Source organism: Bacteroides sp. AM32-11AC (assembly GCF_003603515.1).
Taxonomy (GTDB): domain Bacteria; phylum Bacteroidota; class Bacteroidia; order Bacteroidales; family Bacteroidaceae; genus Bacteroides; species Bacteroides uniformis.
In genome coordinates, this window is record NZ_QTNH01000008.1 from 210,738 (window position 1) to 230,821 (window position 20,084).

The following is a 20,084-nucleotide window of genomic DNA, read 5'->3' on the forward strand; positions in this document are numbered from 1 at the left end:
ATGCGGCACGACAGCGCAGCTCATTAGCACATTGGCACATTAATCATATTAGTACATTATGAGAATTGTAGTATTAGGAGCTGGCGAAAGCGGCGCAGGCGCTGCCGTACTGGCCAAAGTGAAAGGATTCGACACGTTCGTCTCCGACATGTCCGCCATCAAAGACAAATACAAGGAACTGCTGGATAAATACGGCATTGCCTGGGAAGAGGGACACCACACAGAAGAGCTGATTCTGAATGCTGACGAAGTAGTGAAAAGCCCCGGTATTCCCAACGACGCTCCGCTCATTATGAAATTAAAGGAAAAAGGTACGCCCATCATCTCTGAGATAGAGTTTGCGGGACGGTACACTGACGCAAAGATGGTCTGTATCACCGGCTCGAACGGAAAGACTACAACCACCTCGCTCATTTATCACATCTTCAAGAGTGCAGGCCTGAACGTCGGCCTCGCCGGCAACATCGGCAACAGCCTGGCCTTGCAGGTAGCCACGGAGCAGCATGATTACTACGTCATTGAGCTGAGTTCCTTCCAGCTGGACAATATGTATAACTTCCGTGCCAACATTGCCGTACTGATGAACATCACACCAGACCACTTGGACCGTTACGACCACTGTATGCAGAAATATGTGGACGCCAAATTCCGCATCACCCAAAACCAGACACCGGAAGACGCTTTTATCTTCTGGAACGACGACCCCATCATCAAGCGCGAGCTGGACAAGCATGGCCTGCGCGCCCATCTCTACCCGTTCGCTGCCGTCAAGGAAGACGGGGCCATCGCATACGTGGAAGACGGTGAAGTGGAAATCAACGAACCGATAGCCTTCAATATGGAGCAAGAGGAGCTGGCGCTGCACGGCACACACAACCTATACAATTCGTTAGCCGCCGGCATCTCGGCCAATTTAGCCGGCATCCGGAAAGAATATATCCGCAAAGCCTTGTCCGACTTCAAGGGAGTGGAACACCGGTTGGAGAAAGTAGCCACCGTACGCGGCGTGAGCTTCATCAACGATTCCAAGGCTACGAACGTAAATTCCTGCTGGTATGCCCTACAAAGCATGACCGGCAAAACCGTACTTATCCTCGGCGGTAAAGACAAAGGAAACGATTACACGGAAATCGAAGACCTCGTACGCGAAAAGTGCTCTGCCCTGGTCTATTTGGGATTGCACAACGAAAAGCTGCACGCCTTCTTCGACCGTCTGGGACTGCCCGTAGCCGACGTGCAGACCGGCATGCAGGATGCCGTAGAAGCAGCCTTCAAGCTGGCAAAGAAAGGTGAAACCGTGTTGCTCAGTCCTTGCTGTGCCTCCTTCGACCTCTTCAAGAGCTATGAGGACCGCGGCGATCAGTTCAAAGCATGTGTCAGAGCACTATAAGATACAGATGCCGTAACAGTCCTATTACGAATTCCGTAACAAGAACGGCAACTTGTAATTCTTTAATTATTAATTTTTAATTTGCGAAGCATTGGATTTATTAAAGAGCATATTCAAAGGCGATAAAGTGATTTGGATTATTTTCCTTTTCCTTTGCCTCATCTCCATCACAGAGGTATTCAGTGCTGCCAGTACGCTGACCTACAAGAGTGGCGACCATTGGGGACCGATTACGCAACACAGCATCCTCCTGATGGTAGGCGCCGTCATTGTAGTACTGGTACACAACATCCCCTATAAATGGTTTCAGGTGTTCCCGGTATTCCTGCTTCCGATATCCATCGGACTGCTGGCTTTTGTGATGCTGATGGGATTCATTACCGGCGACCGCGTAAACGGCGCAGCCCGCTGGATGACCTTCATGGGCATTCAGTTCCAGCCGTCAGAAATAGCGAAGATGGCCGTTGTCATCGTTACCGCCTTTATCCTCTCGAAAGGGCAGGATGAAGACGGTGCAAGTCCGAAAGCCTTTAAGCGCATCATGATTATTACCTGCATTGTCTGTGGCCTTATCCTGCCAGAAAACTACTCGACGGGAATGCTGCTCTTCGGAACGGTCTACCTGATGATGTTCATCGGACGGGTATCTGCCAGGAAACTGCTGATACTGGGAGGGGGAATTGTGGCATTCGTAACAGTCTTTGTCGCCTTCCTGCTGGCCACGCCAGACAAGACATTGGAAAATATACCGATGGGGCACCGCTTCACCACTGTAAAATCCCGTATTGCAGACTTTACCAACAAGGAGGAAGTTCCTGCCGCCAAATTCGACATCGACGGCGACGGGCAAGTGGCACATGCCCGTATTGCCGTAGCTACGAGCAACGTTGTAGGCAAGGGTCCGGGAAACTCCGTACAGCGTGACTTTCTGAGCCAGGCATTCTCCGATTTCATCTATGCCATCATCATCGAGGAACTGGGACTGGTAGGCGGAATAGTCGTTGTGTTCCTTTATGTCTGCCTATTGGTGCGAGTGGGCCGTATCGCCAAAAAATGCGACCGCACTTTCCCCGCTTTCCTCATTACCGGAATAGCCTTGCTGCTCGTCACGCAGGCGCTGTTCAACATGATGGTTGCCGTAGGTCTGGCACCCGTCACGGGACAACCGCTTCCACTCATCAGCAAGGGTGGTACATCCACTTTCATCAACTGTGCCTACATCGGCATGATACTGAGTGTCAGCCGCTATACAGCCAAGCTGGAGGAACAGCGGATGCATGATGCGCAAGTGCCGATGCTGGTGGATGCCGGAAATGCAGAGAGCCCGGAACAACCGGTCGACAGCGAGGCACAAACAGCCGCCGAGCCGACGGCAAAGGTGCTGAACAGTGATGCGGAGTTTGAATAACAGCCTCTCCCCCAACCCCTCCTCCGTAGGGAGGGAAGGAAAGAATGATTGAGTAATGGAGAGGATACCAATAAGAAAAATAAAGAAGAACAAGAATATGAACAAAGATGTGAACAATTATACAAGCAGAAGTAACTCTACCCCCCTCCCTACGGGGCAGGGGGTGAGGCTTATCATCAGCGGCGGCGGTACCGGAGGACATATCTTTCCGGCCGTCTCCATCGCTAACGCCATAAAAGAGTTGTGTCCCGACGCAGAGATTCTCTTCGTAGGTGCCGAAGGAAGAATGGAGATGCAGCGTGTTCCCGATGCAGGCTACCGGATTATAGGCTTACCCGTTGCCGGATTCGACCGTAAACATCTGTGGAAGAACTTCTCCGTACTGCTGAAACTGATACGGAGCCAGTGGAAAGCACGGAGCATCATCAAGGAGTTCCGCCCACAAGTGGCCGTCGGTGTAGGTGGCTATGCCAGTGGTCCTACGCTGAAAATGGCGGGCATGATGGGTATTCCCACACTGATACAGGAACAGAATTCCTACGCCGGTGTCACCAACAAGCTGCTGGCACAGAAGGCATGCAAGATTTGCGTGGCCTACGAAGGCATGGAAAAGTTCTTCCCGGCAGAAAAGATAATCATGACAGGTAATCCGGTGCGCCAGAACCTGCTCGGACATTCCATCCTGCACGCAGACGCCGTAAAGTACTTCGGATTGAACCCGGAAAAGAAGACTATCCTCATTCTGGGCGGTAGTCTTGGAGCGCGTACCATCAACCAGACACTGACCGCCGGCCTGGATATCATTCGTACCCACCCCGACGTACAGTTTATCTGGCAGACTGGCAAGATATACATTGACCAAGTCAGAGAAGCCATTACAGCCACTACGGGAGAAGCCGTACGTAACCCGCATATCAGTGCCATTCCGAATCTGTATGTGACGGACTTCATTAAGGATATGGCAAACGCCTATGCCGCTGCCGATCTGGTGATTTCACGTGCCGGAGCCGGTTCCATCTCCGAGTTCTGCCTGCTGCACAAGCCGGTCATCCTGGTTCCCTCACCCAATGTGGCCGAAGACCATCAGACCAAGAATGCGCTGGCGCTGGTGGATAAGGATGCAGCTATCTATGTGAAGGATGTGGAAGCGAAAGAGAAGCTGCTGCCGGTGGCGTTGGAGACAATCGCTAACCCCGAGAAGCTGCAAGACTTGAGCAAGAATATCGCCAAGCTAGCGTTGCCGGACTCGGCGACAATTATTGCGAAGGAGGTATTGAAGAGCCTCTCCCCTTGTCCCTCCCCCGTAGGGAGGGGGGAATAGATAGTACTGCTATCGTTCTTTTTATAATATCATACTTTTGGAAGAAGAGTTTGAAGAAAAAATTTGAATATGAATAAAAATATAAGCAATAGTAACTCATCTCCCCTCCCTACGGGGGAGGGGCAGGGGGTGAGGCTTGAAGCCATTCGCTCCGTTTATTTCGTCGGTGCCGGCGGCATCGGCATGAGCGCTCTGATACGCTATTTCCTCTCTAAAGGAAAGACAGTAGCGGGCTACGACCGTACGTCGAGCGAACTGACAGAACGTCTGATTACGGAAGGAGCACAGATACACTACGAAGAGGATATCAACCTTATTCCGGAGGAGTGCAAAGACAAGGCAAGCACGCTCGTGGTCTATACCCCCGCCGTGCCGCAAGAGCATGCAGAACTGACCTATTTCCGTGAAAACGGTTTCGACATACATAAGCGCTCCCAAGTATTAGGCATTATAACCCGCAGCAGCAAAGGCCTGTGCGTGGCAGGTACGCATGGCAAGACTACCACCAGCACCATGGCTGCCCACCTGCTGCACCAGTCACACGTGGGCTGCATCGCCTTCCTCGGAGGTATTTCGAAGAACTACGGTACGAATCTGCTGCTTTCCGCCACCAGCCCTTATACCGTTATCGAAGCGGATGAGTTCGACCGCTCCTTCCACTGGCTATCGCCCTGGATGAGTGTCATTACTGCCACCGACCCCGACCACCTGGATATATACGGCACCAAAGAAGCCTATCTCGAAAGCTTCCGCCACTACACCACGCTTATCCAGCCGGGCGGCGCCCTGATTCTGCACAAAGGACTGGAAATGCAAGCCGACGTACAACCGGGCGTCACCACCTATACCTACTCGCGCAACGAAGGCGACTTCCATGCCGAGAATATCCGCATCGGAAACGGTGAAATCTTCATCGACTTCGTGGCGCCTGACACCCGCATCAACGATATTCAGTTGGGGGTTCCCGTCAGTATCAACATCGAGAATGGTGTTGCCGCCATGGCACTCGCCCATCTCAGCGGTGCCACCGACGAAGAAATCAAGCAAGGCATGGCAAGCTTCCGCGGAGTGGACCGCCGCTTCGACTTCAAGCTGAAGAACGACCGGATTGTATTCCTCAGCGATTACGCCCACCACCCTGCCGAAATAGCCCAAAGCGTGAAGTCCGTCCGCGAGTTGTACCAAGACAAGAAGATAACCGTCATCTTCCAGCCCCACTTGTACACCCGTACTCGCGACTTCTATCGTGACTTTGCAGACAGCCTTTCCCTATCCGACGAGGTGATTCTGACAGAGATATACCCTGCCCGCGAGCAACCGATTCCCGGCGTGACGAGTCAGCTGATTTATGACAACCTCCGCCCCGGCATCGAGAAATGCATCTGTAGGAAAGAAGACGTCCTCAGCCTCCTCGCCCAAAAGCACACCGAAGTATTGGTAGTGCTGGGAGCCGGAGACCTGGACAACTATGCGCCCCAAATCACCCAACTATTATCAGAAAAATATCATGGTTAAAAGGATTCTACTTTCTATCGTTCTGTTGCTTGTCATTGCTTACCTGGTAGTGGCTGTCACAGCTTTCAACCGCAAGCCCACCTCGCAGGTGTGCCAAGACGTGGAACTGGTGATAAAAGACACGGTATATGCCGGCTTCATCACGAAGAAGGAAGTAGCTACCCTGCTGGAAAAGAAAGGCATCAGCCCCATTGGGAAAGACCTGGAACGCGTGCGTACCAAGACCTTGGAGCGCGAACTTGCCAAGCATCCCCTCATCGACCAGGTGGAGTGCTACAAAACCCCGAGCGGCAAGCTCTGCATCGAAGTGACCCAGCGCACCCCCATCCTGCGCGTGATGAGCGCCAACGGCGAAAACTACTATCTGGACAACAAAGGTACCGTGATGCCCCCCGATGCAAAGTGCGTTGCACACCTCGCCGTTGTAACCGGAAATGTAGAAAAGTCGTTTGCCATGAGGGATTTATATAAGTTTGGTGTATTTTTGCAAAAGAATTCTTTTTGGAATGCACAGATAGAGCAAATTCACGTATTGCCCGGCAAGAACATCGAGTTAGTGCCCCGTGTCGGCGACCATCTTATCTATTTAGGCAAGATTGCCGGATTCGAGAAGAAGCTGAAACGTGTAAAGGCATTCTACGAAAGAGGATTGAACCAGGTGGGTTGGAACAAATACTCCCGTATCAGCGTTGAATTTGATAATCAAATCATCTGCACAAAGAGAGAGTAGAGAAAGGGATTTACTAATAGTCCTTCTTTATCAAAGCGCAGCAAATAGTAAATTGTAAATAGTAAAATAGTAAATAAATAGATATGGCAACAACAGATTTCATCGCCGCTATCGAGTTGAGTTCTTCCAAGATTTCCGGTATCGCAGGAAAGAAGAGCAGTGACGGAAGTATCCAGGTGTTGGCTTATGCACGCGAAGATGCATCCCCGTTTATACACAAAGGGGCCATCTACAACATTGACAAGGCCGCACAAGCGCTGACTTCCATCATCAACAAGCTGGAAGGCCAGCTGAACAACTCCATCGCCAAAGTATATGTAGGCATCGGCGGACAATCATTGCGCACGGTGAGGAATGCGGTAAGCCGTACGCTGGAGGAAGAGAGCATCATTTCGCAAGAACTGGTAGACGAGATTTGCGACGAGAACCGTGATGTACCCTTGGTAGACATGAGTGTGCTGGATGTAGCCCCGCAAGAATACAAGATAGACAACACGCTGCATGTGGAGCCCGTAGGAGTTGCCGGAAGATACATCACCGGGCAGTTCCTCAACATCGTAGCGCGTGCCTCGCTGAAGAAGAACCTCGAACACAGCTTCGAGCAAGCCAAAGTGGAAATTGCCGACGACCTGCTCGTGGCTCCCACTGCGTTGGCCAAAGCCGTGCTGACCGAAAACGAGATGCGTTCGGGCTGTGCACTGGTGGACTTCGGTGCCGACACCACCACCGTGCTGGTCTATAAGAACAATATCCTGCGCTACCTCAGCGTACTGCCGCTGGGTGGAAACAACATTACCCACGACATCACTTCCCTGCAAATGGAAGAGGAAGATGCCGAGAAGCTGAAACTGCAATACGGTGATGCCCTCTACGAGGAGGAAGAAGACGCCGAGACCCCTGCCGTATGCACGTCGGAAGACGGCCGTACCTTCGAACTGGCCCTGCTGAACAATATTATCGGAGCACGTGCAGAAGAAATTCTTGCCAACGTATGGAACCAGTTGCAACTTTCCGGCTACGAGGACAAACTTTTCTCCGGTGTTGTATTCACCGGTGGAGGAGCCAATCTGAAGAATCTTGAGAAAGCCTTCCATAGAGTAAGCAAGATTGAAAAGGTAAAGACCGCCAAGTTCGTACAGACCACCGTCCACACACGCAGCGACGAGCCCAAGAAGGACGGCATGCACAACACACTGCTGGGCCTGCTGGCTGCCGGCAACGAGAATTGCTGCCTGCAAGAGGTGAAGCCGGTGCAGCAGCCTGCCTCCAATGTTCCTCCCAAACCGGTCGACATATTCGTTGACGACGAAGCGCTGAAAGAGCAGGAAGCCGCCGCACGCGCCGCCAAGGCACAGCGCGAGAAGGAAGAGAAAGAACGCAAGGAGCGTGAGCGCAAAGAAAGGGAACTGCGCGAAAAGGAAGAAAAGAAGAAGAAAAAGAAAGAAGGCCCCAGCTGGTTCGAAAAGACTTTCAACAAGCTTTCCAACGAAATCTTCTCGGACGACGATATGAAGTAATAATGTGATAATGTGCCAGAAAATTAAGTTATTATGGAAGATATAGTACAATTCGATTTCCCGACCGATTCACCGAAAATCATTAAAGTAATCGGTGTAGGCGGAGGTGGCGGCAATGCCGTGAACCATATGTACCGGGAAGGTATACACGACGTGACGTTCGTACTGTGCAACACAGACAACCAAGCGTTGAAGGACTCTCCCGTGCCCGTGAAGTTACAGCTTGGAAAAGAAGGCCTGGGAGCCGGAAACCGCCCTGCCCGTGCCCGCAAGGCAGCAGAAGAGAGCATCGAAGACATCAAGAATATGCTGAACGACGGCACCAAGATGGTATTCATCACTGCCGGAATGGGCGGTGGTACCGGTACGGGTGCCGCACCCATCATTGCACAAACCGCCAAGGAAATGGACATCCTGACCATCGGCATCGTCACCATCCCTTTCCGCTGGGAGGGCGACAAGAAGATAGACCAGGCACTGGATGGCGTAGAGGAAATCAGCAAGCACGTAGATGCCCTGCTGGTCATCAACAATGAAAAGCTGAGCGAGATATACAGCGAGTTGTCCGTGGACGACGCGTTCGACAAAGCCGACGACACCCTTTCGGTAGCCGCCAAGAGTATTGCCGAAATCATCACCCTGCATGGAAAGGTGAACCTCGACTTCAACGACGTGAAAACAGTGCTGAAGGACGGCGGCGTAGCCATCATGAGTACCGGCTACGGCGAAGGTGACAACCGTGTCAGCGAAGCCATCAAGAACGCGCAGCACTCGCCGTTGCTGAACAACAACGACATCTTCAACTCCAAGAAAGTACTCCTCAACATCTCTTACAGTGCACAATACAAGCTGATGATGAGCGAGATGGACGAGGTGAAGGAGTTCATGAACCGTTTCAGCCGCGACTTCGAAACCAAATTCGGTATGGCCATTGACGACAAGCTGGAACAGAAAGTGAAAATCACCCTGCTTGCCACCGGTTTCGGTATCCAGGACATCCACATGAAGGAGATGGACGACCGCATCACCCAGCGCACCGCCGAAGAACAGCAACGCCTTGCCGAGCTGGAGGAGGAAGAGGAACAGAGACGCAACCGCCGCGAAGTGTACTATGGCAAGGATGCCAATGCCCGTTCCCAGCGCAGCCGCCGTCGCCATATCTATCTCTTCAATCCCGAAGACATGGACAACGCCGACATCATCAGCATGGTAGAGAATTCTCCGACCTATCTGCGTGACAAAAGCACGCTGAACAGCATCAAGATGAAGGCAGAGCAGGAAGGGCAGCTCGCCACCGAAGCCGCGCAAGAGGCAGAAGGCGGTGCAGGGGGAGTCATCACCTTCTGATTTTTCCGTTCCCGATATGTAAAACCATCCTCCTCCCCTTCGGGGGAACAGGAGTAAACCTATAACAATATGGATTTATTTGAAAAAGTCAGCGAAGACATTAAAACAGCCATGAAAGCCAAAGACAAAGTGGCTCTCGAAACATTGAGAAACGTAAAGAAAGTATTCCTTGAAGCCAAAACCGCTCCCGGAGCCAACGATACCCTGAGCGATGCAGATGCTTTGAAGATTATCCAAAAACTGACCAAGCAAGGCAAAGACGCCGCTGAAATCTATGTACAGCAAGGTCGCCAGGACTTGGCAGACGATGAGCTGGCACAAGTAAAGGTGCTTGAAACCTATCTGCCCAAGCAGATGAGCGCCGAAGAACTGGAGGCAGCCTTGAAGGAAATCATAGCCGAAGTCGGCGCCACCAGCGGCAAGGACATGGGCAAGGTGATGGGTGTAGCCAGCAAGAAACTTGCCGGACTTGCCGAAGGCCGCGCCATCTCAGCCAAAGTAAAAGAGTTGCTGGGATAAAGAAATACACTTCCCCTATCATATAAGCCGTGCTTCAACAGAGGGACTCAGCGTCCAAAGTCTGTTGAACACGGCTTTTTACATACCAATCCATATCCTCCCCCACAAGAGATTATACACTATCTATCAACGCATTATATTTACCGACCGTTTACCATAAGATGTAAAAGCCGTTACCTAATGATGTAACGACGGTTACCCTATATTGAAACGGTCGTTACCCTATATTGTAACGACCGTTACAGCTTATCGTAACGACCCTTACAGCAGTAAGTAAAACTCCCTACTCCTATAATAAAGGCAGCGCACACTTATTGGGCCGTTACACCGACGATAATCAATCAAAAAGCTCCTTCAATACCTCAAGTGATTTCAATACCGGGAAATCCGGCAGATGCAGACGATAATATTCATTCATAATGTTCAGGCAGCGGGTACGCTCCAACCGGTTCATGGTGAAAAGATGCATCGTTTCATAATTCATGCGCATCAGCTGTGTCAGGCGGGCCGCCTCCTCGGGAGCGATGTAATTGGAATGGAGCTGCGGACGCAAGGGAGTGAAACAAGCATTCTGCAAATCGAAGTAATCTCCGGCATGATAATCCTCCAGGTTGGGATACAAACCGAGAAAACGGGAAAGGCGCATCAGGAAGACCAGATGGAAATTGGCAAACCCCTCCCTGCATTCATCCAGCCAGATGACGGAATGATACAGATAAGCAAACAGCGGACGGTTCTCTGCCTCCTCCCGGACGGCGCGATAAAGGAATTCCGAAAGAAACAAAGCGATGGCAGATTTGTAGGGATCGTAGGGAAGCGTGGCGAAAGGATAAAGAGACTTCGCCTCCTTCACCTTATATATAGTGGCATTAGGACGGAAATCGGCTTCAAGTTCCACCAATGCCAGCGGCTGGAAGAGTACCGGCTTCACCGCCGCCTTGCGCGAACGGGGTATGGACACCATGAAGGAAGCCCTGCCAGCCACCTCCGTATAGATGTCTGCAATGAGAGATGTATCCTTATATTTCAAGGTATGCAGCACAATTCCCAGTGTTTTCTGTAACATTCCCGATTTCTTTATCTGGTTTCAATCTGATAACAAAGCTACAAAAAAAGCCCGAAAGAAGAGAAACAAAAGGAGAAGAATAAAAAAATAAGGTAAGGAGTGTAAAAAAATAAAAGCACATACCACACTGATTTTCAGCAGATAAAATTCCACCCTAAGACAAAAAGCAACAAAAAGCTATATTTTTTTCTTGCGAATGTTTTGGTAATTCAAAAATAGTTTCTACCTTTGCATCCGCAAACGAGAAATAAAGGCTCTTTGCAAGAGCGGAAACGCTCACCAAAGGATGGCCCGTTCGTCTATCGGTTAGGACGCAAGATTTTCATTCTTGAAAGGGGGGTTCGATTCCCCCACGGGCTACAAAATAAAAAAATAAACGAATTAAAAAAGATTAGTCGAGATGGCAAATCATAAATCATCACTGAAGAGAATCAGACAAGAAGAAACAAGAAGACTTCACAACAGATATTATGGCAAGACCATGAGAAACGCTGTTCGTAAGCTTCGTGCTACTACAGACAAAGCTGCAGCAACAGCGATGTATCCGGGTATCACAAAACTGTTGGATAAATTGGCTAAGACTAATGTAATCCACAAGAACAAGGCTAACAACCTGAAGTCAAAATTGGCTATCTATATCAACAAGCTGGTTTAAGTTGACTGTTACACAAAAGATATTACAAGGCTGGACTTTTTAGTCCGGCCTTTCTCATTTATACCTCTCTATTTACCTGCTTCCACACAAGTTTCTTTTCTGTGCTAAAAAGCTGTAAACTACCCGAATTTATCCGTTTGTTTAGCACCATATCCCGAGGATTTTCACTATATTTGCTCTGTTATTACAATAAGGAAAAAAGATTATGACTGAAGAACAGATTCACTCCAATAACGGGAGCTATTCTGCCGAAAACATCCAGGTACTGGAAGGTTTGGAAGCAGTGAGAAAGCGTCCCGCGATGTATATTGGCGACATTAGCAGCAAAGGGCTTCACCACCTGGTGTACGAGGTTGTGGACAACTCCATCGACGAGGCACTTGCCGGCTATTGCGACCACATCGAAGTCACCATTAACGAGGACAACTCCATCACCGTACAAGACAACGGACGTGGTATCCCGGTAGACTATCACGAAAAGGAAAAGAAATCCGCACTGGAAGTTGTAATGACCGTACTGCATGCCGGAGGTAAGTTCGACAAAGGTTCCTACAAGGTATCGGGAGGTCTGCATGGTGTAGGTGTATCTTGCGTAAACGCCTTGTCTACACACATGACTACCCAGGTTTTCCGTAACGGAAAAATCTATCAGCAGGAATATTCCTGCGGACATCCGCTCTACTCCGTCAAGGAAGTGGGCACAACAGACATTACCGGTACACGCCAGCAGTTCTGGCCGGACGATACCATCTTTACGGAAACAGTCTACAACTATGATATTCTTGCCACCCGCATGCGCGAGTTGGCTTACCTGAACGCAGGCATCAAGATTTCACTGACCGACCTTCGCGTAAAGGACGAAGAGGGAAATGCCAAGAAGGAAATCTTCTACTCGGAAGAAGGCCTGAAGGAATTTGTGCGCTACGTGGACTCCTCACGCGAACACTTCATGAACGATGTAATCTACATCAACACCGAGAAGCAAGGCACACCGGTGGAAGTAGCCATCATGTACAACACTTCTTATAACGAAAATGTACACTCTTACGTAAACAACATCAATACCATTGAAGGGGGTACCCACTTGGCAGGTTTCCGCCGTGCACTGACCCGTACATTGAAAAAATACGCCGAAGACAACAAGATGCTGGAGAAAGCCAAGGTAGAGATTGCAGGCGACGACTTCCGCGAAGGATTAACTGCCGTTATCTCCATCAAGGTGGCAGAGCCTCAGTTCGAAGGACAGACCAAGACAAAGCTGGGTAACAACGAAGTGATGGGTGCCGTAGACCAGGCTGTGGGCGAAGCCCTCACCTACTACTTGGAGGAACACCCGAAGGAAGCCAAGCTGATTGTAGACAAGGTGATTCTTGCCGCCCAGGCACGTATCGCCGCACGTAAGGCACGCGAATCCGTACAACGCAAATCGCCGATGTCCGGCGGTGGCATGCCCGGTAAGTTGGCCGACTGCTCCAGCAAGGACCCAGAAGAATGCGAATTGTTCCTCGTCGAGGGTGACTCGGCAGGCGGTTCAGCAAAGCAAGGCCGTAACCGTGCGTTCCAAGCTATCCTGCCGCTTCGCGGTAAGATTCTGAATGTGGAAAAGGCCATGTGGCACAAGGCATTCGAGAGCGACGAAGTAAACAATATCATCCAGGCGCTGGGCATCCGTTTCGGCGTGGACGGTGAAGACAGCAAAGAAGCGAACATTGACAAGCTGCGCTACAAGAAGATTATCATCATGACCGATGCCGACGTCGATGGTTCTCACATCGACACGCTGATTATGACGCTTTTCTTCCGCTACTTCCCGCAAGTTATCCAGCAGGGTTGCTTGTACATCGCCACTCCTCCCCTTTACCTTTGCACCAAAGGCAAGGCGAAAGAGTATTGCTGGACAGACCAGCAGCGCCAGAAGTTCATCGACACTTACGGCGGCGGTTCGGAAAACGCAGTACACACCCAACGCTACAAAGGTTTGGGTGAAATGAACCCGGAACAGTTGTGGGAAACCACCATGAATCCGGAAAACCGCATGCTGAAGCAGGTGCATCTTGAAAATGCAGCCGAAGCCGACTATATCTTCTCCATGCTGATGGGTGAAGACGTGGGCCCGCGCCGCGATTTCATCGAAAAGAATGCAACGTATGCAAATATTGACGCTTAATAAATAATAAATAACCAACCTCACATCTTACAACGAGGAAGCCCCGGACGGGCAGGATAATCCTGCTGACCGGGGCTTTTCCTTTATCCCTCTTCTCCTCCAAAGAAGAGGCCCGTCTCCGCACGGAAGAACTATAGGATTCCTTGTTTTTTCATCTCTTCCACTACCAATTCCAGCTCTGCATACCAGTCCTCACCAAACTTACGGATAAGCGGCTCTTTCAGAAACTTGTACACGGGCAGATTTTCCTTTTGCCCCAACAGTATAGCGGCTTTGCAGACATCCCAACGATGATAGTTCACTGCCTTATAGAGTCCGTAGTTCCCCACCCTTATCGGATAGAGATGGCAGGATATAGGTTTGTAGAAGTTGGTCCTACCCTCACGGTAAGCCTTTTCGATGGCACAATAGCAACAGCCTTTATCATCATAGCAGGTAAAGACGCAATCCTTGTTGTTTACAATAGAAGTCACCAGGTCACCTTCACAATCGGTATAGACCACACCTTGCTCCTCTATCACGGTACGGGCTTCGGGAGAAAGCTCGTCCCAAATCAGCGGAAGCACCTCTTCCAGTTTCTCCACCTCGTCCAGCTCTACGGGAGCACCGGCATCGCCCTCAATGCAGCAAATCCCCTGGCAGGCATCCAAGTCACACAAGAACTTCTCGCGCAAAACATCGAAAGAAACCACAACATCACCAATCTGTATCATAATCGTTCTATTGAAAAAAGACGCGGATTATCCGGATTGCACAGACTCAACTTTAAGAGCATCCGTGGAATCCGTATAATCCGCGTCTAAATATTGTTACGGCTTTGACGCCTTACTTAATCAAATCCTTACCAGTCATTTCGGCCGGCTGCTCCATACCCAAGATATGCAGGATAGAAGGAGCTACGTCAGCCAATACACCGTTCTCAACCTTGGCGTCCTTGTTTGCAGTAACGTAAACGAAAGGAACGGGGTTCAGAGAGTGGGCAGTATTCGGAGTACCATCCTCATTCAGAGCATGGTCGGCATTACCGTGGTCGGCGATGATGATTACTTCATAATCGTTTGCCTTGGCAGCCTCAACGGTGTCTTTCACACATTCGTCGATGGCTTTCACTGCCTTCTCGATAGCTTCGTAGATACCGGTATGTCCCACCATATCACCATTGGCGTAGTTCACCACGATGAAATCGAACTTCTGGGTCTTGATAGCTTCAACCAACTTGTCCTTCACCTCGTACGCACTCATTTCAGGCTTCAAGTCGTAAGTGGCAACCTTCGGAGAAGGAACCAGGATGCGCTCTTCAGCATCGTAGGGAGTCTCGCGGCCACCGTTGAAGAAGAAAGTCACGTGTGCATACTTCTCTGTTTCGGCAATGTGCAGCTGGGTCTTGCCATTGGCAGCAAGATATTCGCCCAATGTGTTCTGTACATTCTCCTTATCAAAAAGGATATGTACACCCTTGAAGCTGGCGTCATACGGAGTCATGCAGTAGAACTGCAGGCCCGGAATGGTTTGCATGCCTTGTTCGGGCATATCTTGCTGGGTGAGGACAACGGTCAATTCCTTGGCACGGTCGTTACGGTAGTTGAAGAAGATTACAACATCACCTTCCTTGATGGTACCGTCGAAGCCACCGTTCACAATCGGCTTGATGAATTCATCCGTAACGCCTTCGTCGTAGGACTCCTGCATAGCCTGGACCATATCCGTAGCGACCTTCCCTTCACCGTTTACCAACAAATCGTAGGCAACCTTCACACGTTCCCAACGTTTGTCACGGTCCATGGCATAGAAACGTCCCACGATGGAAGCAATCTTGCCGGCAGACTTCTCGCAATGGGCAGTCAGCTGCTCAATGAAGCATTTACCGCTCTTCGGGTCGGTATCACGACCGTCCATAAAACAGTGGATGAAGGTATTCTCGATACCGTATTCCTTGGAAATATCGCAGAGTTTGAACAAATGGTCAAAAGAGCTGTGCACGCCACCGTTGCTGGTCAGTCCCATAAAGTGGATATTCTTGCCGTTTTCCTTTGCATATGAGAAAGCAGAAACAATTTCCTTGTTCTTCAGGATGCTGCCATCGGCACAAGCACGGTTAATCTTCACCAAATCCTGGTAAACAATGCGTCCGGCACCGATATTGAGGTGACCTACTTCAGAATTACCCATCTGTCCGTCGGGCAAACCAACGTTTTCACCGCTTGCCTGAAGCTCGGAATGCGGATAAGCTGCCAACAGACTGTCCCAATACGGAGTAGGTGTATTGAAAATCACATCATCTTTGCCTTGATCGCCGATGCCCCAGCCATCAAGAATCATTAAAAGGGCTTTCTTACTCATAATATTAATCGAATTTAATTGTATAATCTTTTTGTATGATACAAACGTTCTTTATAGTAGGAACCTGTTTTTGCGCTGCAAAGGTACAAAAAACAGCTGTTAAAGCGTACTGTTTCAAATGATTTATGTACTTTTGCCACGCTTAAAAAATAAAAAACAAGAAATATGGACGATTCAAACCCACGAACGTGCAATAGTATTCACCAATAAAACGAACGGAGACGTTGACTGCAATGCCTCTGTTCCAACCTGAAAGGAGGCAAACAATGAGAAAGTATCTCTACAGTGAAAACGGCTTCACTGAAAAGGCCGAATGGCAACCCAACTGCTGGGTCAACGTAGAATGCCCGGACAACGATGATTTCAAATTCCTTACCGAAGAGCTGAAAGTTCCCGAATCATTCTTGGAAGACATAGCCGACGTGGACGAGCGCCCGCGTACGGAAACAGAAGACAACTGGCTGCTGACCATCCTCCGCATCCCGATGCAGAGCAACCAACGCGGCGTGCCGTTCATCACCGTGCCCATCGGCATTATCACCAATGACGGAATCATCGTTTCTGTCTGCTATCACCACACGGAGCTGATACCGGACTTCATCCAGCACACACGCCGGAAGAACATAGTCGTCAACAATAAACTGGATTTGATTCTGCGAATCATCTACTCTTCTGCCGTCTGGTTCCTGAAGTATCTGAAACAGATAAACAACGACGTGGCCACCGCCGAAAAAGAGCTGGAGAAAAGCATCCGCAACGAAGACCTCCTGCAACTGATGAAGCTGCAGAAGACGCTGGTCTACTTCAACACTTCCATCCGTGGCAATGAAGTGATGATAGGACGGCTGAAAAACATCTTTCAGGACACCAATTATCTGGATTTGGAATTATTGGAAGACGTGGTCATCGAGTTGAAGCAGGCATACAATACCGTGAACATCTACAGTGATATTCTGACGGGAACCATGGACGCCTTCGCCTCCATCATCTCCAACAATGTGAATGCCATCATGAAACGTATGACAAGCCTCAGCATTACACTGATGATTCCCACGTTGATAGCCAGTTTCTACGGCATGAATGTGGACATCCACCTGGAGAGTTTTCCGCACGCGTTTATTTTCATCATACTTTTGTCAGCAATATTATCAGCAGTGACATTCGTATGGTTCAGAAGGATTAAGTGGTTCTAAACAGCATCATTGTCCGAAGTTCAGCGACAACTGCCCATCCCCCAAGAGATTGAACGTCAAGCGATGATAGGGTGTAGTGCCCCGCTCAGCAATGGCGGCACGATGTTTCTTGGTGGGATACCCCTTGTTACGATTCCAGTCATAATACGGATATTCCTCGTGAAGGCGGTTCATGTAGTCATCACGATAGGTCTTTGCCAAAATGGAGGCGGCAGCGATGGAAAGGTACTTCCCGTCTCCTTTCACTACGGTAGTATGCGGCAAGTCCCGATATTTTTTAAAGCGGTTGCCGTCTATCAGCAGATGTTGCGGACGGACATTCAGTTGGTCAACAGCACGATGCATGGCAAGAAAGGAGGCATTGAGAATATTGATTTTGTCAATTTCTTCGGGAGAGACGACGCCCACCGCCCATGCCAGAGCCTCTTTCTCAATCACTTCACGCAAGGCATAGCGTTGTTTTTCCGTCAGCTGCTTGGAGTCGTTCAAAAGTTCATTCTTAAAGTCCGTTGGCAGAATAACAGCAGCGGCATAGACCGCACCGGCCAGACAGCCGCGACCGGCCTCATCGCATCCTGCCTCTATCAAATCTTTATTCAAATAAGGTAATAACATATATATCGCTATCTTTGAGGCACAAAGATAAATCTTTTTGGAGGGAAACCGGACTTCTAAGAAGAATTAATTAAATTTGCAGAAACAAGACGATGCCATGAAGAAAAACCTATGTCTACTACTCGTATGTCTTCTGTCAGCAGCTGCCCCACTGCAAGCTCAAGACATGCAGCAAGCACAGAAATTGATTGACCAAGCACAGAAATACCTGTACAACAACCCCAAACAAGCTTCCTACTATGCAGCTCAGGCTTCTGCCTTGTTTCCCGAAGATGAGCCCAGTGAGGTCCGCGCACAAGCTATGATTCTCTACTGTCAAGCCGAACAATTGTTGGGGAACTTCGACCTAAGTATCAAGAATCTTTATGACACCCAAAAATATATCCATCCCACCAACAAAAAACAAATGGCACAACTCTGCTCCTTGATGGGGCGTGTATACAGCAAACTAGGCGATTACAACAAAGCCATTGAACTGAACGACAAAGCAACCTCCATCTTCAAATCCATCGGCGATTCCACCTCTGTGGCCGGATGCTATAACGAACGTGGAGTAATGCACCACTTCATGAGTGAATTTACCGTTGCCGAGCGTTTCTTCCAGCGTGCGCTGGCCATCAACCGTGCCCAACGAAACCTGAAAGAGATTGCAACCAACCTGAACAACCTCTGTCTGTACCGGGGAAATACGGAAGAGAAACTTTCTTTCATCCAGGAAGCCATCACCATCAACAAGAATCTGGATGCCCAATGGTCTCTTGGCGAAAACTACAACAACATGGGGAAACAGTATTACTATGACAAGCAATACTCCAAAGCCTTGGAAGCCTTGCATAAAGCCTACGAGTATGCCCACAACATCGGAGCCCGCGAACTGATTTGCGACAATTACGAATATTCGTCCATGGTATATGCAGCTATAGGTGACTATGCCCAAGCCTATAAGTATCTGAACAAGAGGTACCACCTGGGCAAGGAACTGCAAAGTAGCAACAAGCTACGCAACATCGAGCAGGAAATTTCCTACAAAAGATACCAAGACCAAAAATATGCTACTGAAATGCAGGAACAAACCTACAAGATAGAGCTACTGAAACGCAATTTGTGGCTTTTGGGCAGCGTACTTATTCTGGGAATAGCTTTCAGCATCTTTCTATATAAATGGTATAAACGCCGAAAAGATTTGCAACTGATAGAAGCACGCTACCAATTGCAACTGTCCGAAAAAGAAGTGGCCGAACTGAAGATGCATCAGCAAGAGCTGGAACTTCAAAATGTACACAATGCCCTGGCTACCAGTCGGCAGGAGGCAACCAGCTTCGCCGTATTCCTGAAAAGCCGCAATGAACTGCTGGACAAAATACGCGGAATGGTGAAAGAAGGATATAAGATGGACGCGCAAGCCATCACGCCCCACCTGAAGAAAATCAACGCATTCATCAGCCAGAGCCAAAGCGGAGACAAAACCAACAGTGCCCTATTGACAAACATCGATGATAAAAGCAATGAATTCCTCCAAAGACTGGTAGCGATTCATCCCAAACTGACACAAGGCGAGAAATATCTTGCCACCCTGCTAAGGGTGAACCTGTCTACCAAAGAAATATCCATGTTGACCGGCACCACCCCCAAAACCATCAATATGAACCGATACCGCCTGCGCAAATCCCTCAACCTCTCTTCCGAAGAAGACCTAACCGACTATCTACAGAATATATAACCCGGCTCAAGGCTGAAAATATTTATTTTGCATTTCTACCCTCACCGCCCTCACTGCTTACCTAAAAGTCTTTATTCATCGGACTTTCAGAGGTGAGTAAGGGCAATTTCAAAAAGGTGAGGGTAAAGTTTGCTCTCACTTTGTCTCAGTAGAAACAAGGCATCGAACAAGTAAGCATAGGCTCGCAAGTCCGGAAGAAGGGACTACTGTATCAGTATGCAAATGAAAGAACCGTCTACTGATGACGTTTATAAAGAAAAAAAGTGTCTAGTGAAATCAGGAAAAGACAGCTTTCTTTTTGTTTCCCCCAATATAACCGCTTGTTTCAACACACAGAACGGTTTATTTCGACGTGTAGAACAATGTGTTTCATTAGGGCGAACACTTTGTTCCATTATAGTGAACACTTTGTTTCATACTATATAAACACCTTGTTTTATGTTGTGCAAACAAAACGTTTTATACTACATGAACGAAGTGTTTTGTACTGCAGAAACAAAGTGTTCATCACTATGAACTAATAAGTTATCCGTATTTTGCAACAATACTTCGTTAAATTTCATGCTGCATCAGCAGCGAAT

The 20,084-nt window shown here is 49.1% G+C and carries 16 protein-coding genes and 1 tRNA gene; 13 read left to right on the top strand and 4 right to left on the bottom strand.

All coding sequences use genetic code 11. From position 1 onward, the window contains the following. Window positions 1–55: 55 nt before the first annotated feature. The 8 genes from murD (at window position 56) to DW800_RS10825 (ending at window position 9,747) form a co-directional block, all read left to right on the top strand. Window positions 56–1,390: a UDP-N-acetylmuramoyl-L-alanine--D-glutamate ligase gene (murD, locus tag DW800_RS10790; protein WP_035457556.1), complete on the top strand. Its 1,335-nt coding sequence runs from the start codon at window positions 56–58 to the stop codon at window positions 1,388–1,390. A gap of 91 nt (window positions 1,391–1,481) precedes the next feature. After that, the gene (locus DW800_RS10795; RefSeq protein WP_119958050.1) at window positions 1,482–2,798 is read left to right on the top strand and encodes an FtsW/RodA/SpoVE family cell cycle protein; all 1,317 of its coding nucleotides are present in this window, start codon (window positions 1,482–1,484) and stop codon (window positions 2,796–2,798) included. 97 nt (window positions 2,799–2,895) lie between these two features. Continuing rightward, the gene (gene murG / locus DW800_RS10800) at window positions 2,896–4,119 is read left to right on the top strand and encodes an undecaprenyldiphospho-muramoylpentapeptide beta-N-acetylglucosaminyltransferase (RefSeq protein WP_119958051.1); all 1,224 of its coding nucleotides are present in this window, start codon (window positions 2,896–2,898) and stop codon (window positions 4,117–4,119) included. Between the two features lie 69 nt (window positions 4,120–4,188). After that, complete coding sequence (gene murC, locus DW800_RS10805; RefSeq protein ID WP_227224327.1) at window positions 4,189–5,634, top strand: UDP-N-acetylmuramate--L-alanine ligase; 1,446 nt, start codon at window positions 4,189–4,191, stop codon at window positions 5,632–5,634. After that, window positions 5,627–6,364, top strand: a complete 738-nt coding sequence (locus DW800_RS10810) for a cell division protein FtsQ/DivIB (protein WP_005830403.1) — start codon at window positions 5,627–5,629, stop codon at window positions 6,362–6,364. The genes murC and DW800_RS10810 overlap by 8 nt, the downstream gene beginning before the upstream one ends. Window positions 6,365–6,447: 83 nt before the next feature. After that, window positions 6,448–7,881 (top strand): cell division protein FtsA, encoded by a 1,434-nt coding sequence (ftsA, locus tag DW800_RS10815; RefSeq protein ID WP_008662688.1) that lies wholly within the window; start codon window positions 6,448–6,450, stop codon window positions 7,879–7,881. Window positions 7,882–7,914: 33 nt separating this feature from the next. Then, window positions 7,915–9,228, top strand: a complete 1,314-nt coding sequence (gene ftsZ, locus DW800_RS10820; RefSeq protein WP_005830408.1) for a cell division protein FtsZ — start codon at window positions 7,915–7,917, stop codon at window positions 9,226–9,228. Between the two features lie 69 nt (window positions 9,229–9,297). Beyond that, window positions 9,298–9,747 (top strand): GatB/YqeY domain-containing protein, encoded by a 450-nt coding sequence (locus DW800_RS10825; RefSeq protein ID WP_005830410.1) that lies wholly within the window; start codon window positions 9,298–9,300, stop codon window positions 9,745–9,747. Between the two features lie 337 nt (window positions 9,748–10,084). Here the strand turns inward: DW800_RS10825 and recO are convergent, their stop codons facing one another. Continuing rightward, window positions 10,085–10,813, bottom strand: coding sequence for a DNA repair protein RecO (recO, locus tag DW800_RS10830; RefSeq protein ID WP_005834546.1), 729 nt, complete (start codon window positions 10,811–10,813; stop codon window positions 10,085–10,087). Between the two features lie 288 nt (window positions 10,814–11,101). Here recO and DW800_RS10835 point away from each other — a divergent pair. The 3 genes from DW800_RS10835 to gyrB all read left to right on the top strand — a co-directional run bounded on the left by DW800_RS10835 (window position 11,102) and on the right by gyrB (window position 13,635). Next, a tRNA-Glu gene (locus tag DW800_RS10835) sits at window positions 11,102–11,173 on the top strand. A gap of 40 nt (window positions 11,174–11,213) precedes the next feature. Beyond that, window positions 11,214–11,468 carry a 30S ribosomal protein S20 gene (gene rpsT / locus DW800_RS10840; RefSeq protein WP_016272441.1) on the top strand — a complete coding sequence of 85 codons (255 nt, stop codon included), beginning with the start codon at window positions 11,214–11,216 and terminating at the stop codon, window positions 11,466–11,468. Window positions 11,469–11,673: 205 nt separating this feature from the next. After that, entirely contained in the window at window positions 11,674–13,635 is a 1,962-nt protein-coding gene (gene gyrB, locus DW800_RS10845) for a DNA topoisomerase (ATP-hydrolyzing) subunit B (RefSeq protein WP_005830422.1), read from the top strand. 131 nt (window positions 13,636–13,766) lie between these two features. Here the strand turns inward: gyrB and DW800_RS10850 are convergent, their stop codons facing one another. Together DW800_RS10850 and gpmI are read right to left on the bottom strand one after the other, a co-directional pair. Beyond that, window positions 13,767–14,348 carry a DUF3109 family protein gene (locus tag DW800_RS10850; protein ID WP_119958052.1) on the bottom strand — a complete coding sequence of 194 codons (582 nt, stop codon included), beginning with the start codon at window positions 14,346–14,348 and terminating at the stop codon, window positions 13,767–13,769. A 112-nt stretch (window positions 14,349–14,460) separates the two neighbouring features. After that, complete coding sequence (gpmI, locus tag DW800_RS10855) at window positions 14,461–15,975, bottom strand: 2,3-bisphosphoglycerate-independent phosphoglycerate mutase (protein ID WP_117680932.1); 1,515 nt, start codon at window positions 15,973–15,975, stop codon at window positions 14,461–14,463. A 266-nt stretch (window positions 15,976–16,241) separates the two neighbouring features. Between gpmI and DW800_RS10860 the strand changes: the two genes are divergently transcribed. Beyond that, window positions 16,242–17,168: a magnesium transporter CorA family protein gene (locus DW800_RS10860; protein WP_005834540.1), complete on the top strand. Its 927-nt coding sequence runs from the start codon at window positions 16,242–16,244 to the stop codon at window positions 17,166–17,168. A gap of 6 nt (window positions 17,169–17,174) precedes the next feature. Here the strand turns inward: DW800_RS10860 and DW800_RS10865 are convergent, their stop codons facing one another. Further along, window positions 17,175–17,783 carry a ribonuclease HII gene (locus tag DW800_RS10865; protein WP_005834538.1) on the bottom strand — a complete coding sequence of 203 codons (609 nt, stop codon included), beginning with the start codon at window positions 17,781–17,783 and terminating at the stop codon, window positions 17,175–17,177. A gap of 97 nt (window positions 17,784–17,880) precedes the next feature. Here DW800_RS10865 and DW800_RS10870 point away from each other — a divergent pair, with 97 nt between their 5' ends. Continuing rightward, on the top strand, window positions 17,881–19,503 hold the full coding sequence (locus DW800_RS10870; protein ID WP_005834536.1) for a tetratricopeptide repeat protein: 1,623 nt from the start codon (window positions 17,881–17,883) through the stop codon (window positions 19,501–19,503). The last annotated feature ends 581 nt before the right edge of the window (window positions 19,504–20,084 follow it).

What these genes read in the sequence shown, in the direction of transcription:
- gyrB (WP_005830422.1), top strand. Translation starts at nt 11,674, where the DNA reads ATGACTGAAGAACAGATTCACTCCAATAACGGGAGCTATTCTGCCGAA.
- murG (WP_119958051.1), top strand. Translation starts at nt 2,896, where the DNA reads ATGAACAAAGATGTGAACAATTATACAAGCAGAAGTAACTCTACCCCC.
- gpmI (WP_117680932.1), bottom strand. Translation starts at nt 15,975, where the DNA reads ATGAGTAAGAAAGCCCTTTTAATGATTCTTGATGGCTGGGGCATCGGC.
- ftsZ (WP_005830408.1), top strand. Translation starts at nt 7,915, where the DNA reads ATGGAAGATATAGTACAATTCGATTTCCCGACCGATTCACCGAAAATC.
- rpsT (WP_016272441.1), top strand. Translation starts at nt 11,214, where the DNA reads ATGGCAAATCATAAATCATCACTGAAGAGAATCAGACAAGAAGAAACA.
- recO (WP_005834546.1), bottom strand. Translation starts at nt 10,813, where the DNA reads ATGTTACAGAAAACACTGGGAATTGTGCTGCATACCTTGAAATATAAG.
- DW800_RS10865 (WP_005834538.1), bottom strand. Translation starts at nt 17,783, where the DNA reads ATGTTATTACCTTATTTGAATAAAGATTTGATAGAGGCAGGATGCGAT.
- DW800_RS10870 (WP_005834536.1), top strand. Translation starts at nt 17,881, where the DNA reads ATGAAGAAAAACCTATGTCTACTACTCGTATGTCTTCTGTCAGCAGCT.
- DW800_RS10850 (WP_119958052.1), bottom strand. Translation starts at nt 14,348, where the DNA reads ATGATACAGATTGGTGATGTTGTGGTTTCTTTCGATGTTTTGCGCGAG.
- DW800_RS10825 (WP_005830410.1), top strand. Translation starts at nt 9,298, where the DNA reads ATGGATTTATTTGAAAAAGTCAGCGAAGACATTAAAACAGCCATGAAA.
- ftsA (WP_008662688.1), top strand. Translation starts at nt 6,448, where the DNA reads ATGGCAACAACAGATTTCATCGCCGCTATCGAGTTGAGTTCTTCCAAG.
- DW800_RS10860 (WP_005834540.1), top strand. Translation starts at nt 16,242, where the DNA reads ATGAGAAAGTATCTCTACAGTGAAAACGGCTTCACTGAAAAGGCCGAA.
- murC (WP_227224327.1), top strand. Translation starts at nt 4,189, where the DNA reads ATGAATAAAAATATAAGCAATAGTAACTCATCTCCCCTCCCTACGGGG.
- DW800_RS10810 (WP_005830403.1), top strand. Translation starts at nt 5,627, where the DNA reads ATGGTTAAAAGGATTCTACTTTCTATCGTTCTGTTGCTTGTCATTGCT.